14 protein-coding genes and 1 CRISPR repeat array are annotated in these 15749 nt (G+C 59.7%); of the genes, 10 read left to right on the forward strand and 4 right to left on the reverse strand.

The annotated features are described in order from the left end of the window. Window positions 1–23 precede the first annotated feature (23 nt). From csaB to psbU, 3 genes are all read right to left on the reverse strand, one after another. Complete coding sequence (csaB, locus tag ACVW0C_RS11980) at window positions 24–1109, reverse strand: polysaccharide pyruvyl transferase CsaB (RefSeq protein WP_457385587.1); 1086 nt, start codon at window positions 1107–1109, stop codon at window positions 24–26. A gap of 77 nt (window positions 1110–1186) precedes the next feature. After that, window positions 1187–2068: an Rpn family recombination-promoting nuclease/putative transposase gene (locus ACVW0C_RS11985; RefSeq protein WP_457385589.1), complete on the reverse strand. Its 882-nt coding sequence runs from the start codon at window positions 2066–2068 to the stop codon at window positions 1187–1189. 51 nt (window positions 2069–2119) lie between these two features. Then, complete coding sequence (gene psbU, locus ACVW0C_RS11990; protein ID WP_041436072.1) at window positions 2120–2488, reverse strand: photosystem II complex extrinsic protein PsbU; 369 nt, start codon at window positions 2486–2488, stop codon at window positions 2120–2122. A gap of 193 nt (window positions 2489–2681) precedes the next feature. On the opposite strand from psbU, the gene gcvP reads away from it, so the two are divergent. From gcvP to ACVW0C_RS12040, 10 genes are all read left to right on the forward strand, one after another. Next, entirely contained in the window at window positions 2682–5648 is a 2967-nt protein-coding gene (gene gcvP, locus ACVW0C_RS11995) for an aminomethyl-transferring glycine dehydrogenase (RefSeq protein WP_457385591.1), read from the forward strand. 148 nt (window positions 5649–5796) lie between these two features. Then, complete coding sequence (locus ACVW0C_RS12000) at window positions 5797–6360, forward strand: hypothetical protein (protein WP_457385593.1); 564 nt, start codon at window positions 5797–5799, stop codon at window positions 6358–6360. Window positions 6361–6362: 2 nt separating this feature from the next. Then, window positions 6363–6800, forward strand: a complete 438-nt coding sequence (locus ACVW0C_RS12005) for an SRPBCC family protein (RefSeq protein WP_457385595.1) — start codon at window positions 6363–6365, stop codon at window positions 6798–6800. A gap of 37 nt (window positions 6801–6837) precedes the next feature. Beyond that, on the forward strand, window positions 6838–7419 hold the full coding sequence (locus tag ACVW0C_RS12010; RefSeq protein WP_414332206.1) for a peroxiredoxin family protein: 582 nt from the start codon (window positions 6838–6840) through the stop codon (window positions 7417–7419). A gap of 45 nt (window positions 7420–7464) precedes the next feature. Next, complete coding sequence (locus ACVW0C_RS12015) at window positions 7465–9120, forward strand: ABC1 kinase family protein (RefSeq protein ID WP_457385597.1); 1656 nt, start codon at window positions 7465–7467, stop codon at window positions 9118–9120. 278 nt (window positions 9121–9398) lie between these two features. After that, window positions 9399–10198: a CRISPR direct-repeat array (repeat unit 36 nt; unit sequence GTTCCCCCTTCGGGGGGATCCCTAGAAATTGGAAAC). Window positions 10199–10271: 73 nt separating this feature from the next. Continuing rightward, window positions 10272–11411, forward strand: a complete 1140-nt coding sequence (cfa, locus tag ACVW0C_RS12020; RefSeq protein ID WP_457385606.1) for a cyclopropane fatty acyl phospholipid synthase — start codon at window positions 10272–10274, stop codon at window positions 11409–11411. Window positions 11412–11508: 97 nt separating this feature from the next. Then, on the forward strand, window positions 11509–11952 hold the full coding sequence (locus ACVW0C_RS12025) for a SufE family protein (protein WP_457385599.1): 444 nt from the start codon (window positions 11509–11511) through the stop codon (window positions 11950–11952). 13 nt (window positions 11953–11965) lie between these two features. Then, window positions 11966–13087 (forward strand): metal ABC transporter solute-binding protein, Zn/Mn family, encoded by a 1122-nt coding sequence (locus tag ACVW0C_RS12030; RefSeq protein ID WP_457385601.1) that lies wholly within the window; start codon window positions 11966–11968, stop codon window positions 13085–13087. After that, window positions 13084–13881, forward strand: a complete 798-nt coding sequence (locus ACVW0C_RS12035) for a metal ABC transporter ATP-binding protein (RefSeq protein ID WP_457385602.1) — start codon at window positions 13084–13086, stop codon at window positions 13879–13881. Before ACVW0C_RS12030 ends, ACVW0C_RS12035 begins: the two co-directional genes overlap by 4 nt. Window positions 13882–13891: 10 nt before the next feature. Continuing rightward, window positions 13892–14728: a metal ABC transporter permease gene (locus ACVW0C_RS12040; protein ID WP_457385608.1), complete on the forward strand. Its 837-nt coding sequence runs from the start codon at window positions 13892–13894 to the stop codon at window positions 14726–14728. Here the strand turns inward: ACVW0C_RS12040 and ACVW0C_RS12045 are convergent. Then, window positions 14697–15548 carry a hypothetical protein gene (locus ACVW0C_RS12045; RefSeq protein ID WP_457385604.1) on the reverse strand — a complete coding sequence of 284 codons (852 nt, stop codon included), beginning with the start codon at window positions 15546–15548 and terminating at the stop codon, window positions 14697–14699. The two genes, ACVW0C_RS12040 and ACVW0C_RS12045, sit on opposite strands and share 32 nt — an antisense overlap. Window positions 15549–15749 lie beyond the last annotated feature (201 nt).

Raw genomic sequence — 15749 nt, forward strand, 5'->3', positions numbered from 1 at the left:
AGCAACTTCTCCAGGCAACCCCATCAACCCCACTTCAGGTGCTGTCTCAACAACTGAGCGTGCTGAGCCGATTGCCTCGCCCACAGGTCAGCTTGGGCAGGGCTGAGAGCTAGGCCCTCTGAGTAGCAGGCCAGCCAAGCTTGGTGTAAGGCTTCAGGATCGGTGGGCATCTCCTGCAGATCCCAGCCAGGCATGCCCAATTCCTGGAGCAGCGTTTTCACCTTGGGATCGTAGCTGAGACCAAAACAGGCGCAGCCCTCTGCCGCCGCCATCACCAATCCGTGGTAGCGCATGGTGATCGCCAGCCTGACACCCCGAAAGACTCCTTTCAATAGACAGGGATCCCGAATTTCCAGCACTTGGCTACGGTGGGGTAGGCGCTGCTGAAGCTGCTGAGCCAAGTGGTAGTCTGGCCCAAGGTCAGGGGATCCGGGAGGAGCCAGCTGAAAGGGCACGAAGAGAAGGTATGCCCCCGTGGAAGCCTGGAGACGCTGTAAACCCTGGCTCAAAGCTTCTAGACAGGCTCCAGTCAGTTGCGGATGCGGACGCAAGACCACAGCAATGCGGGGCTGAGGCCACGTTTCCCATTCCGGCAAGGTTTTGGACGGCAAACTCCAGACGGGATCCGGAGCCACCTGGTGAGGGATCCCCCACTCTTGCAGCCATTGGGAGGCAACTCCATCCCGCACACTAATGGCCGTGCAACCTGCCAGAGACCGGCGGGCCAGTGCACGAATCCACCCTCGCTGCAGCGGCCCGATCCCTTGGGCCCAGGCAACGGTTCTTAGCCCCCAGCGCTGGGCTAGGCCCATCACCCCCAGGTAGTAGAGAGGGCTGCGCCAACTGGTGCGATCCTGCAACAGACCGCCCCCACCCCAGATGAAAGCCTGGGCCTGGGCCAGACAGCGCTGCAAAGCCCAGCCGTCAAAGCGGGGGCAGGCCAGCACCCCATAGGTGGCAGCTGTCTCGGCAGGGCAAGGGGAGAGCACCACCGGCTGTACGGGGCTGGGCAACTGCTCTAGCTGTCGTAAGAGAGCCAGCAACAGGGCTTCGTCGCCAGCATTGCCGTAGCCATGGTAGCCGCAGATCAAAACCTGTGGCCGTTTCATCGAGTCCATCTGAGTAACAGGGATCCTAACTCACCCACAGAGTCTTGTGAGGTTGGAAAAGGCCGCGACGGCAAACCCTAGTTGGATGATGACTCCCTGAGCCATTGGATCAAATCGGCCAGGGTTTGGAAGTCCAACAGCGCTTCCGCCAAAGCCTCCAGTTGCTCGGTAGGTAAGAGGCGGATGGTTTCAGACAGGTCTTCCGGCAGGGGCCCCAGCTTGCGCTGCAGTTGACTCAAGGTCAGTCGAGCAGCCTCTTGTTGCAGACCTTGTTGCAGACCTTGCTCTAGGCCTTGTTTTAGGCCCTCCTCTCGCCCTTCTTTGAGGGCTTCTGCCCGCCACATCTGGTAAATCACAGATTCCCGCACAGCCAGACCTCCCAGTACCCTGCTAATTTCCTCTGGCGTCCATGTTAATCCTGCTAAGACGGCAGTGGCCGCTTTCAACTCCTGACGCAGCTTGGGATCCTCCATCTCAGCTATGGCTCTGGCCACTTGGCGGAGTCGCGGCTCCGGGTTTTCCGGATCTGCCAACACGGCTAAAGGCAGGAGTCCTGGATATTGAGATAGCACCTCTGGATCTTGTTCCCACAGGCGCAAGACCTCAAAGCGATGGGACAGGGATCCCCGTTGAAAAGAAGTCTGGTACACCCGTTCTGACTGGGTTTTTCTTAGGTAGATGACAATCTGCCGCACCTCCTGGTCGGGATAGCGACGGAACAGGCGCAGGCAGTAGTCGGCCATGCGCAAGGGAATGTCGGGATCCGGATCGGTTTGAAACTCCAGATGCAAAATCAGGTTTTGGGCCCTCAGCAGGATGAGGGAGTCCGCGCGAATGGGCTCGCTGGAGAGCTCCGTTGGCTGGAGCTGGATCAAGGGAACCGGGGATCCCAGTAGCCACCGGGCAAAGGACTCGGGGAACCATTCCACCAAGTACTTGCAGACGTTATCGTAGGCCACAGGATCCCTTTCCTACAAAAGCCGATTCTCCCGATGGCCCCTCTGCCGAGATCAGCCGTAGTACCCTTGGTTGATGCGATTTTCCAGTTGGTTAGCCCCTTCCTGATACTCGCCAAACACGAAGTTCTCGGCGTTGGCTTTGATCAAGGCCTTTTGCTGCTCTGTCAGGCCTGAGATCTGCAACATGTCTTCCAGGCTCTTGTAGGGGGCATTTTTCACCAGGATGCGAGCTAGGGTGGGATAGAAGCCGGGCAGTTGGCGGTAGTTGCGCAAGATGGTGTTGTTCACGTCAATCGGAGTGTCCAAGTGCTTTACCGGGGGAAGCTCTGCGGCCCTGGCCACAACAGGGATCCCCAAAGGAGCGAAGCACAGACAGAGCACTAAAACCACACGAACCAAGATGGACAGCAGCCAGCGCATAGCATCACTTCTCCAAGCAGAATCCAAAAGGCTCATCTGTATAGGTTGCTAACATTCTCCGACCATCTAGTGTCTCATCCCCTCCACCCCGAATCGAGGGCCAAGACAGGATTTGGATCCCGACAGAAACAATTTTTAACAACTATGATCAGGAGACAGTCTTTCTTACTCTCCCTTTCTCGGCTATCGCACCATGTCCGACTTGGCCCTTCTCCACTCGACTCGACTTGACCCCCCCAGCCGGGATCCATCTCCAGGGATCCCACAACCCACGCCTTCTCCGGAGCTGGAGTTGCTGGGGCAGACCGAACTCTTTCTCAGACGGCACATTGGGCCGGATGCCCGGCAAATTGGGCAGATGTTGCAAGTGTTGGAGCTGAGTTCGCTGCAGGAGCTGGTGGAGAAGGCGGTGCCGCCGGCCATTCGCAGCAGCCAGCCTTTGCAATTGGGATCCCCTTGCCCTGAGCAGCAGGTGTTGGCGGAACTGCAGGCAATGGCGGCCCAGAACCAGGTGTGGCGCTCCTTTTTGGGCATGGGCTATTCCAACACCCTGACGCCGCCGGTGATTCAGCGCAACATCCTGGAAAACCCTGCCTGGTACACCCCCTACACCCCCTACCAAGCTGAGATTGCCCAGGGACGGTTGGAAGCCCTGCTCAACTTCCAGACGATGGTGATCGACCTGACGGGGATGGAGATCGCCAATGCTTCCCTGCTGGACGAGGCCACCGCAGCCGCCGAAGCCATGGCTCTTGCCTACACCTTGGCAGGCAGGGGATCCCCAGTTTTCTGGGTGGATCGGGGCTGTCATCCCCAGACGATTGCAGTGGTGCAGACGCGGGCAGAGCCGTTGGGGATCCAGGTGCGCGTGACGGATCTGGCGGAGTTTTGCCCGGAGAAGGGCTTTGGGCTGCTGTTGCAATATCCCAACACCTTTGGGGAAATCCGGGACTACCGGCAGTTGGTGGAGCAGGCTCACCAGAAGGGGATGGCGGTGACGGTGGCTGCCGACCTGCTCAGCTTAACCCTATTGCAACCGCCGGGAGAGTGGGGAGCGGACATCGTGGTGGGATCCACCCAGCGCTTCGGCGTGCCTTTGGGCTATGGCGGCCCCCATGCGGCTTACTTCGCCACCCGCGAGGCCCACAAGCGGCTGCTGCCAGGACGGCTGGTGGGGATTTCTCAGGATGCTCAAGGCAAGCCAGCCCTGCGCTTGGCGTTGCAGACCCGCGAGCAGCACATCCGGCGGGACAAGGCCACCAGCAACATCTGCACTGCCCAGGTGCTTTTGGCGGTGATGGCTTCTATGTATGCCGTCTACCACGGCCCCCGCGGCTTGCGACACATAGCCGAGCGCATCCACCGCCAGGCCCATCACTTGGCCACTGGGATCTGCCAGTTGGGTTATGAGGTGGGGCCCGAGCATTTCTTCGATACCTTCTGGGTCAAGGTAGCTTCTCCAGAGCAGGTGCAGGCGATCCAGGCCGGCGCTGCCCAGCGACAGATCAACCTCCGCCAGATCGATGACCGGACGCTGGGGATCAGCTTGGATGAGGCCACCACCACTCAGGATCTGCGGGATCTGTGGGAGATCTTTGCCGGAACCCTTCCCCGCAGCGGAGCGGAGTCCTTACCGCCAGCTTGGGATCCCGACAGCCCAGGGCCGGATTTGGGCCAGAGCCTGCCGCCCCAGCTCCTGCGCACCACCCCCTACCTCACCCATCCGGTCTTTAACCGTTACCACTCGGAAACTGAGCTGCTGCGCTATATCCACCGCCTGCAAAGCCGGGATCTGGCTCTCACCCATTCCATGATCCCCTTGGGCTCTTGCACCATGAAGCTGAATGCCACGGTGGAGATGATGCCGGTCACCTGGCCGGAGTTTGCCCAGCTCCATCCTTTTGTGCCCCTAGAGCAGGCCCGTGGCTATCAAGCCCTTTTTGCCCAGTTGGAAAAGATGCTGGCGGAGATCACCGGTTTTGCCGGAGTTTCTCTGCAGCCCAATGCCGGATCTCAGGGGGAATATGCCGGCCTGTTGGCTATCCGCCGCTACCACCAAGCCAGAGGGGAAAGCCGGCGGCAGGTGTGCTTGATCCCCACCTCGGCCCACGGAACCAACCCGGCCAGCGCCGTGATGGCGGGGATGCAGGTGGTGAGCGTAGCTTGTGATGAAGCCGGCAATATCGACATTGAGGATCTGCGGGCCAAGGTGGAGCAGCACGGGGAGCGGCTGGCCGCCTTGATGATCACCTACCCTTCTACCCACGGTGTGTTTGAGGAAGGGATCCGCGAGATTTGCCAGATCGTCCACGAGGCGGGGGGACAGGTGTACATGGATGGGGCCAACCTCAACGCTCAGGTGGGCCTCTGCCGTCCTGCGGAGCTGGGGGCCGATGTCTGCCACCTCAACCTGCACAAGACCTTCTGCATTCCCCATGGGGGAGGTGGGCCGGGGGTAGGGCCCATTGCCGTGGCCCCTCACCTTGTGCCCTATTTGCCTGGCCATCCTGTTTTGCCCGGCTGTAACGGCCCCGTCAGCGCTGCCCCGTGGGGCAGTGCCAGCATTTTGCCCATCTCCTGGGCCTACATTCGCCTTATGGGATCCGCCGGCCTCACCCTGGCCAGCCAAGTGGCCATCCTCAACGCCAACTACATCGCCAAGCGGTTGGATCCCTACTACCCAGTGCTCTACAAGGGGCCGGGGGGGTGGGTGGCCCACGAGTGTATTTTGGATTTGCGCCCCCTGAAAAAAAGCGCTGGCATCGAGGTGGAAGATGTGGCCAAGCGCCTGATGGACTATGGCTTCCACGCCCCCACCATCTCCTGGCCGGTGCCGGGGACGATGATGGTAGAGCCCACCGAGAGCGAATCTCTGGAGGAGCTGGATCGCTTCTGCGAGGCGATGATTGCCATCCGCCAGGAGATTGCCGCCATTGAGCGAGGCGAGATGGATCCGGTGCGCAATCCCCTCAAGTTGGCCCCCCACACCGCCGAGGTGGTGGCTGCCGACCACTGGGATCGCCCCTATCCTCGCTCGCTGGCCGCCTACCCGCTCCCTTGGGTCAAGGCCCACAAGTTCTGGCCCAGCGTCAGCCGCATCGACAACGCCTACGGGGATCGCCACCTGGTGTGCAGTTGTCAGCCCTGGTTGGAGGAATGATGGCTGCTTTCGAGCCTGGCTCGGAATCAGAAGAGGAGGTTCAGTTGTATCCAAAGGCGGGATCCGCTATAACCAGTCAGGGATCCCTGGCCAACGGATGAGAAAAAATCCCCGTCTTGAGCGGTTCACGTCAGTGGGGCCAAGTTCTTTGCCTATTCTTACTCGGCTAACCCTGGGGCTGTTGGCGGGATCCCTCGTGGCCTGCCGCAAGATGCCTGATCCGGTTGCTCAAGAAGTGGATCAGGATCCCGTGCGGCGTCACATCGGCAAAGATGGCACGCACTTTGAGGCTTCCCTAGGAGATGCCCGCGCCCTTCCCCCCCAGTTTCCCCGTCACTTGCAGTTGCCCAACGCTGTCATCGTCTCTTCAGGGCAGATTCGGGATCGAGAGGGGGGCCTTGCTTCCCTGATCTTGCAGACCTCTCAGCCTCTGGAGGCGATTGCCGCCTACTACCGCCGCACCCTGTGGGGCCGGGGCTGGGACATCCTCTCGGACATCGAGCAGGCCAATGGGATCCGCACCTTGGTGTTCGAGTCTCCCCCCCACCCCAAAAAGCCTCTCCAACAGGCGGTGGTGCAAGTGGGATCCCCCCGTCGCGGGCCGGATCAGGTGGAATATCGCGATATCTTGATTTTGCTGAGCACCGTATCCCCCTCTGCCACGGCAGAAGACCTCTCTGCGGCCAAGCTCGCTCCCCCAACTTCCCCCTGAGGATGCCTGTCTACACCCAGTCAATTCCGATTGCGGCCAGCGTGGCCCAGGTGGATCGCTGCCTCACCGACCTGGAGTTGATGAAGCGCTGGCTCAACCCGCTGTTGGGCTGTGAGGCGGTGGGATCCCCTCTGGCGGAATTGGGCAGCCGCTACCGCTTTTTCCTTCGCTTGCCGTTTGTATCCCCCAGCTTGGATTGCGTGATTACAGAGCGGGCAGAAGGCTTGGTGCAGTGGCAGTTTAAGGGATTTTTTGAAGGAACCGACCGCTGGGAATGCCATCCCCAGCCGGGGGGTACCCTTCTAGTCAATTGCTTCAACTTCCGCATTCCCAATCCCTGGGTGGCGGCAGGGTTTTACCTGTTGGCAGCAGGGCCGACCCAGCAGGATATGCGGGCCCAGCTCCGACGGCTGAAGGCGGTGGCCGAGGCTTTGGGTTAGGCTGGTGGCAAGTAGTAAAGAAACGTAAAAAACTGCAATGACCAGCAACAGCGGACTGTTTAACCGTCGCTTTGCCGACAACTTCATCCCCCAACCAGCCAACACTTCTCTGGAAATCGGCCAGATTGCCCCCGATTTTGAGCTGCCGCGCGTGCAAGGGGATCCCGTGCGGCTATCGGACTACCGCGGCCAAAAGCCGGTGGTTCTGGCTTTTACTCGTATCTTCACCGAAAAGCTTTTTTGCCCTTTTTGCTACCCCCACATCCAAGAGCTGAAAGCCCGCTACAGGGAGATCCAAGCTCTGGGGGCGGAGCTGCTGATGGTCACCAGCACTGATCCGGTTCAAAGCCAGCAGATTCAAGCAGACCTGCAGCTGCCTTACCCGCTGCTGGTGGATCCCGAGTGCAAAACCTTCCGCCTCTATGGGGTTGGCCAAGCTTTGGGAGCACCCCTGCCGGCCCAGTTCGTTGTGGATCGGGAGGGCAAACTGCGCTTCAAGCATGTTTTCTCCTTTGCCCAGCCCAATGCCGATACCGATGAGGTACTGCGGGTGTTGCGGGAGGGGCTGCAAACCGGCTGGGATGGAACCCGTAGGGTGGCCCCTATCCCCTTTTTCTAGGGATCGGGCTTCTCTGCCATTGGACTTCCAGGGAGAGAGACTGCGATGTTTGCCCGTCTGGCCCAGAGTGGGGCGCGTCAGGCCGAGATCCTGGAGGTGGTTTTGCGCCACGGTTGGGACTACATGCGCCGCTTGCTCTCTTTTGGCAAGGCTGGGGAACCCCAACTGCCCCCCCCAATGGTGCTGCGCAACATTTTGGTGGATCTGGGGCCGGTCTATGTCAAGCTAGGCCAGCTGCTGAGCACCCGTCCGGACCTGTTGCCGCGAGAGTACATCGAGGCCCTCAGCACTCTGCAGGCCGACGTACCTCCTGTTCCCTGGAATGCGGTGGAGATCCTGCTGCGGCAGCAGTTGCGGCAGCCGTTGGAGCAGGTGTTTAGCAGCCTGGACAGGGAATCGGTTGCCGCGGGATCCATTGCCCAAGTCCATCGCGCTTGTCTGGTCAGCGGCGAGTGGGTAGCCCTCAAGATCCAGCGGCCCGGGCTGGAGGCGGTGGTGGAGCGGGATACGCGGCTAATCCGGGGCATTGCCGAGCTGGTGGCGCAAACGGAGTTCGGCAGGTTGGCAGATGTGGTGGCCTTGGCGGATGAGTTCTGCCGGGCCATTCAAGCAGAGCTGGACTTTACCCAAGAGGCCCGCCACACCGAGCAGCTCCGCCAACAGTTGCAAAGGGGGCGTTGGTTTGATCCGGCCCAACTGGTGGTGCCGCGCATCCATTGGCCTCTCACTACGCCAAAGGTGTTGACGCTGGAGTGGATCGAGGGCCGGCCCTTGTTGGAGGCGGATCGCAGCGACGCGGACCCGGAAAACATCGCCCGCCTCTTGACCCGCGCTTTTTTCCAGCAGATCTGCATTGATGGCTATTTCCACGCCGATCCCCACCCCGGCAACCTCTTTTACTTGGGATCCGGTCGCGTAGCCCTGCTGGATTGCGGCATGATTGGGCGGCTGGATCCGCGTACGCAGCAGATTCTGCTGGAGCTGATGCTGGCCATTGTCAGCCTCGATGCCCAGCGCTGTGCCGAATTGACCCTGGAGTTGGCCCTGCCGGAAAGATCCACGGCCCGCTTGCGGGAGCAGCCGGTTAGCTTGGCCCAGCTCCAAAGCGACTACGAGCGCCTTCTGCGGCAGTACTACACCCTGAGCATTGCGGAGCTCAACTTCAGCCAGCTCTTTTCTGAGATCCTGCAGGCGGCTCGACGCAACCAGATCCGCATTCCCGGCAATTTGGGCCTCTGTGCCAAGGCGCTGGCCAATTTGGAAGGGATCGCCCGCCAGCTCACCCCCGACTACAACCTGCCGGAGCAGCTTCGCCCCCTGATGGCGGATGTGTTTCGGGCGCAATTGCTGGGGGAGGCCCCTCTGCCCTCGCTGCTGCGCACGGCTTTGGATTTGAAAAATCTCTCTCTGCAATCGCCGCGCCAGATGGAGCTGCTGCTCAGCCGCATCACGTCGGAAACCCAGCGCTGGAACTTGACCATCCAAGAGCTGGACGGGATCCGCAGCAGCCTGGATCAGTCGGCCAACCGCCTTTCCTACAGCATTGTGGTCGGCTCTCTGATCGTCGGAGCTGCCATCATCTCGGCTCAGACGCAGCGGTTTCAGGTCTTTGGGCTGAGCGAACTCCTCTTCGGCGCGGCCAGCCTGTTGGGGCTGTGGCTCGTCATCAGCATCCTGCGCTCCGGTCGCCTGCGCGGCTAGATTGGCTGAGGTTGGCTCATCAGTGGACTCAGGGCCCTACTGCCCTTGTCTGGATCTCGATGTTTCCAAAAGAACACCAAAACGGTATCAACGCCTCCGCGAGCGATCCGCCAAAAGCCGCAAAGGCCGATTCTTTCGTTCGATCCCTCGACGCCTTGCGCCACAAGGCTTTCCGGCCCCAAAACCCCCTCGCCAAAACTCTTTTTGCCGACTTTTTTCCGGATCCCTCGCAAATGGGCCTTGCATTCCTTGCCCTGCTTGGGTTTAATAGGGGTGGAGTTCCCCCTTCGGGGGGATTCCTAGAAATTGGAAACCCTGCCCGAGAGGGAGGCTTTCTGATTTCATCCGCCTGAGTTCCCCCTTCGGGGGGATCCATAGAAATTGGAAACATCATGTAGTGCAGACGGTTGTAGTCGTCACACACTGCCATGAGTTTGTTCCCCCTTCGGGGGGATCCCTAGAAATTGGAAACATGCTGCATAGCAAACCTCCCTTCACAGGGATAAAAGGACAGTTCCCCCTTCGGGGGGATCCCTAGAAATTGGAAACAATCGCCTCGCTCGGCTTGCCGAGACGAATCCAGGCTCGTTCCCCCTTCGGGGGGATCCCTAGAAATTGGAAACCAAGAGTGCAGGTTCCAAAGTAATCCTCACGGTTGCTAAAGACGTTCCCCCTTCGGGGGGATCCCTAGAAATTGGAAACCTCCGCCCCTTCTAACTCTGGCGGGCAGTTGAGGATAGCGTTCCCCCTTCGGGGGGATCCCTAGAAATTGGAAACTCATACTGGACAACACACACGAGTAAGTGTGATCTTGTTCCCCCTTCGGGGGGATCCCTAGAAATTGGAAACAGGTTGCTGTCTTCGTACTCGACCTCCGCTCCCTCTAACGTTCCCCCTTCGGGGGGATCCCTAGAAATTGGAAACGAGGGACTCACATGAGCTTTGTAGATGTTTAATTCAGTTTGAAGTTCCCCCTTCGGGGGGATCCCTAGAAATTGGAAACCTGAAGCCAAGGTGGAATAGGACGCGGTAAGCGTGTGTTGTTCCCCCTTCGGGGGGATCCCTAGAAATTGGAAACAACTTGTTGGATCCCTTGCCACCTTGGGGTGTATTTGTTGAGTCAGTTTCCCTGCAGTGAGGGATCCCTAGGGATGGGGAAAGGACTCAACAGCTTGCGCTGGCTGGCGCGTCAGTATGCGCTTCGAGTTCTGGATGCTGCCGGTATAACCCTCAATGGCTCACAGCCCTGGGATATTCAAGTTCACGACGAGCGGCTCTACCTGCGCTGCCTGCTCTATGGATCCCTGGGCTTTGGCGAGGCCTACATGGAGGGCTGGTGGGATTGTGAGGCCATTGATGAGTTAGTTTGTCGTCTCCTAACTGCCCAGGCACCGCAGCAGGTGGGTTGGCTAATTCAGCCCCTACTTGGGCTGGACAGTCGCCTCATCAACCGCCAGCGGGGCAAGGGGGCATTTGTCATTGGCCGGCGCCACTATGACATTGGCAACGATCTCTATGAGGCCATGCTGGATCGCCGCATGATCTACAGCTGTGCCTATTGGGATGGGGGCGCGCAAACTCTGGATGAAGCCCAGGAGGCCAAACTTGACCTCATTGCCCGCAAGCTGGAACTCCAACCCGGCATGCGGGTGCTCGACATCGGCTGTGGCTGGGGCGGCACAGCCCAGTACCTGGCCGAACGCTACGGGGTGCAGGTTGTGGGGATTACTGTTTCCAAAGAGCAAGCCAAACTGGCCAGCGAACGCTGCCGCGGCCTGCCGGTCGAGATTCGGTTAGAAGACTATCGCCAGACCCAGGGAAAGTTTGATCGCATCCTTTCTGTCGGCATGTTTGAACATGTTGGCTACCGAAACTACCGAACGTTTATGCAGGTAGCCCGCCGCTTGTTGAACGACAATGGCTTGTTTCTTCTGCACACCATCGGCAGCAACGTGGCCTACCAGGGGCGGGATCCCTGGATTGAGCGCTACATTTTCCCCAACTCGATGCTGCCCTCGCCTCATCTGATTACTGCAGCCTTTGAGGGCTTATTTGTGCTGGAAGACTGGCACAATTTTGGGATCAATTACGTGGCCACCTTAAAAGCCTGGCACGCCAATTTCGAGCAGGCATGGCCAAAATTAGCCGACCGCTACGATGAGCGCTTTCGCCGCATGTGGCGGCTCTATCTCCTGATGAGTGCCGGTAGCTTCAAGGCCCGGGCCAGCCAACTTTGGCAACTGGTCCTCTCACCACGGGGAGTAAGTGGCGGCTATCGCTCGCTTCGGTAACGACAGTCCCAAAAGTTTGCAGGTGCCCCTGCGCCCTCGCTGAGTGGGGGTGTTATGATGAGTTTGATTATCATTCTCACTCTAGACAAGCTGAGGGATGCCCGCAGCTCTGCAGCAAATTGTCAATCGCTTCCAGAAGGCCAAGACCTCGCGGCAGAAGTATGAGCTTCTCCTAGCCTATGCCAAGCGCCTGCCACCCTTTCCCGAAGTGGAGAGGAAGGAGGAGAACCTAGTCAGAGGTTGCGCTTCGCGGGTGTGGCTGGCCACCGAGTTTAGGGAGGGCAAGGTCTACATCCAAGGGGATGCCGATGCTCAGTTGGTCAAGGGTTTGGTGGCCATTGTGGTGGAGGGGCTAAGTGGCCTAGCGCCGGAAGAGATTTTGGGGGTTTCCCCAGAGTTTGTGCGGGAGATGGGCCTCAATTTCAGCCTTAGCCCTTCCAGGAGCAACGGTCTGGTGAGCATGTTTTCTTTGCTCCAGCAGAGGGCTTTGGCTTTTCGAAGGTCGGGTTCTGCAAGTTCTGCTGTCTCTGTTGTTTTGTGAGGTATTTCTGCACATGACCGATAGGCTTAACTCTCTTCGCTCTGTTCGATCCATGCGATTGCTGGTATCTCTGGTGGCCGCTCTTTCGGTCGGGATCCTGGGAAGCCTGCAGATGCGCCAAGAAGAGTCCCGGGCCCAGCAGGGATCCAGCCCCCCAAAGGTGGTGACCACGATTTTGCCGATAACGCAATTTACCCGTGCTGTGGCCGGGGATCGGGCAAAAGTCACGCCACTCCTTCCCCCTCAGATGGGGCCCCACGACTTTCAGGCTCGACCTGAGGAGGTTCGTTTGCTGGCTCAGGCGGATGTGCTGGTGATCAACGGGTTGGGTATGGAAACGTTTTTGGAAGGGTTGATCGCCAGCGCTGGGAACCCCCAATTGCAAATCGTTGACAGCAGCGAAGGGATCCCAACTTTGCGGGCTGAGGAGCCAGAGCATGGGCACTCCCACGGTCACGGCCATGGACACTCTCATGGACATAGTCACGGCCATTCTCACGGGCATGGCCATGGCCACTCTCATGGGCGCAGCCACGGCGAGTTTAACCCCCACATTTGGCTGGATCCCAGGCGGGCCATTCAGCAGGTGGAAAATATTCGTGATGGCCTCATCTCTGTAGATCCGGCGGGGGCAGAGATCTACCAGGCCAATGCGGCTGCTTTTATCGAGAAGCTCAAGGCTTTGGATGAGGAGATCGAGCAGCGCTTGGCTCCCTTTGCCGGCAGAAAGTTTGTAGTTTTCCACAACTTTGCCCCCTACTTTGCCGAGCGCTACAACCTCAAGGCTGAGTTTTTGGTGGAGATCCCTGAAGCCAGCCCCTCCCCCGAAGATGTGCGGCGGGTGATGGAGACGGTGCGGGCATCCGGCCTGAAGACGATCCTGGTGGAACCGCAGCTGGGGAGTAACAACCCCTTTGAGGTTTTGGCCAGAGACCTAGGGATCCAAGTTCGCGTTTTCGATCCCATCGAAACCGCTGACCCTGAGGGGATCGAGCCGGAATATTACCTGACCATCCTGCGGCAAAACGTGGAGAACCTGGTCTCCGCCTTTGAGAAGGAGACGGCCTTCCTGCCCCTGCAATTGCCGCTGCTGGGCCAAGCTGCTCTCGAACACCTGCTGGCGAGGGGGCGATGATCTCCTGCTCCGGCGAGGTTGTCCTGCGCGTGGAGGGGCTGACGGTCTATCGGGGATCCCGCTTGGCAGTACAGAATGTGTCATTTGAGCTGAGGGCGGGATCCCATACGGCCATTGTCGGCCCCAATGGCGCTGGCAAAAGTACCTTGGTGCAGGCCATCTTGGGGATCCTGCCGCGGCAGTGCGGCTCGGTTTGGATTCTGGGAGAGCCGGTGTGCCTGTCCGGTTACTTGCCCCCCTCGGTGCGGCAGCAGGTGGCTTACGTGCCCCAACGTTTTCAGTTCAATCCTAGGCTTCCCATGGTGGTGGAGGAGTTTGTGGCTTTGGGTTGGGGGGCGTTGCAACCCCGCTGGCCCTGGCAGCAGCGCTCTGCTCGGCAGCAGGCGGTGCAAGAGGCGCTGGAACGAGCCGGCGCATCCCACCTGTCCTCTAAGGCTTTGGGCCAGCTCAGCGGCGGGGAGCTGAAACGGGTGCTGTTGGCCTATTGCTTGGCTTGGCCGCGGCGGCTGCTTATCCTCGACGAGGCACCGGCAGGCTTAGATACGCTCAGCGAGGGGGAGTTTTACCGGCTCCTGGAAGAGCTGCGCCAATCCCTGGGCTGGGCCATTTTGCAGATCTCCCATGATCTGGAAATGGTGTCTTGCTATTGCGACCGCGTGCTGTGCCTCAACCAATCCCTCATCTGCCAGGGATCCCCCCAGGTGGCTTTGGCACCAGAAGTGCTGAGCCGGGTTTATGGGCCTGTTCGCGACAGCGGTGCGGAGCACCATTTTGTCCGCTACCACCGTCACTGAGGGGAAGGCGATGTTGGAGGGCTGGGTGCGGGTAGTGGAGCTGTTGCAGTTGCCCTTTATGCAGCGGGCCATGCTGGGTGGGATCCTCACCGGCATGACAGGTGGGCTGCTGGGCAGTTTTGTTATTCTGCGGCAACTGTCGTTTTTTAGCGATGCCCTGGGGCATTCGGCTCTGCTGGGGATTGTTTTGGGAGTGCTGCTGGGGCTGAATCCCACCGTGGTGTTGATGGTGTTTGGGGTGGGATTTGCTTTGGGCGTCACCTTTGTCTTGGAGCGCACTCAACTGTCGGCGGATGCGGTGCTGAACATCATCTACTCTTCCTCTTTGGCGCTGGCCGTTATCGCCCTCAGCTTGCTGCCCGGCTATCGGGGCAACCTCAACCAGTTGTTGTTTGGGGAGATTTTGGGGATCAGCCCGGCAGCCCTGTGGACGAGCGGGATCCTCTTGCTGATCAGCTCGGCCTATGTGGGATTGACTTTGCCCTCCCAGATGTTGCTTACCTTGGATGAGCCGCTGGCGCGGGCGCGGGGGGTTCAGGTGGGCTGGCAGAAGCTGGCTTTTGTGGTGTTGCTGGCTTTGGTGGTGGCCCTGGCGATTCGCTCGGTGGGGGTGTTGCTGGTGAGCGCTTTTGTGGTCATCCCGGCCTCGACAGCACGGATGTTGGGATCCCGCTTTACAACCTATGTGCTGCTGGCCATAGGTATTGGGGGACTGAGCGCGGTGCTGGGGATGATCGCCTCGGCAACCTTCAACCTGCCCTCCGGCCCCAGCATTGTTGCCACCCAGTTGCTCTTTTTTCTCCTAGCTATGGCGCTCAAGGGGGTGTCGCAACTCCTGCAGCTCTAGCTAGCGGCAATCCAAGAGCTCTCTCGGGCAGCGGCTTTTCCTGCAGAAGCTGGCCAAACAGGCGGCGATAGCTCTCTGGAAAGACCTGCCCGCTGAGGGTGGGCTGCTCGTAGACGCGCTTGAGGGTGTTCAGATCCCGCTTGGTAATGTTGGGCACCCGCAACACCCGCCGATTGCCGGTAGCCGCCGCATGGTGTCCGCCATACATCAGATCCCGCAGGTTCGGGCTATGGCCCCACAACCCCAACCCATGCCCGATCTCGTGCCGGGCCACCGCCGTCACCTCGGCCAACCCCTGTCCTTCTGCAATGACGATGCGCACCCGCTGTTGTAAAGAGCCATCCGAGGCGAAGAAAAACTCAGGCCGGGCCGCCCCTGCCACCCCGCCGCCAATAGGAGGAACGCGGTAAATGCTCATCCCGTAGAAAGCCTCCTCCTCTTTGGCCACCACCTTGAGCGGGATGTAGGCCGACCACTCCTTCACCGCTTGCTCCACGGAGGCCTTCCACTGGGGGTGATCCCCTTGGATGTAGATAGGGACGGGATAGAAGGCCCACTGGGCATAGGCTCCACCTGGCAAAAGCGGCTCGATTTCCTCAAAGTAGTCTCCCACCGCCTTGTCGTAGGCGTAGCGATCCAGGCCGGGGGGGAGTTTGAGCCGCATCGGCTGCGGCAGTTCTCCGGCTTGAGTTTGAGCCTGGGCTTGCAGGGCTTCAATGCCAAAAAAGTGGGGAACCAGCAGGGATCCCCTGCCCCCCACTGCCAGGACGAGGAGCATCGTCCAGCCGAGGATGCAAAGCTGTAGAATGCGCCGCCGCATCAAAGCCGCCCTTTCGCCCTTGTCTTTCTACAAGGTTAGTGGCTCAGAAAGCAAGTGTCGTTCGTTTGACATCCTCCCCGGCCTGAAGGCCGGAGATTCCTACCATGCTACGCATGGATGGCTCCTTGCGCAGTCGTCTCGGCGGGTTCCTGCTTCCGACCGCCCGTGCAGTTCGATCCACAGGCCATCCGGGCTGACACG

Source organism: Thermostichus sp. OS-CIW-26, assembly GCF_054058395.1.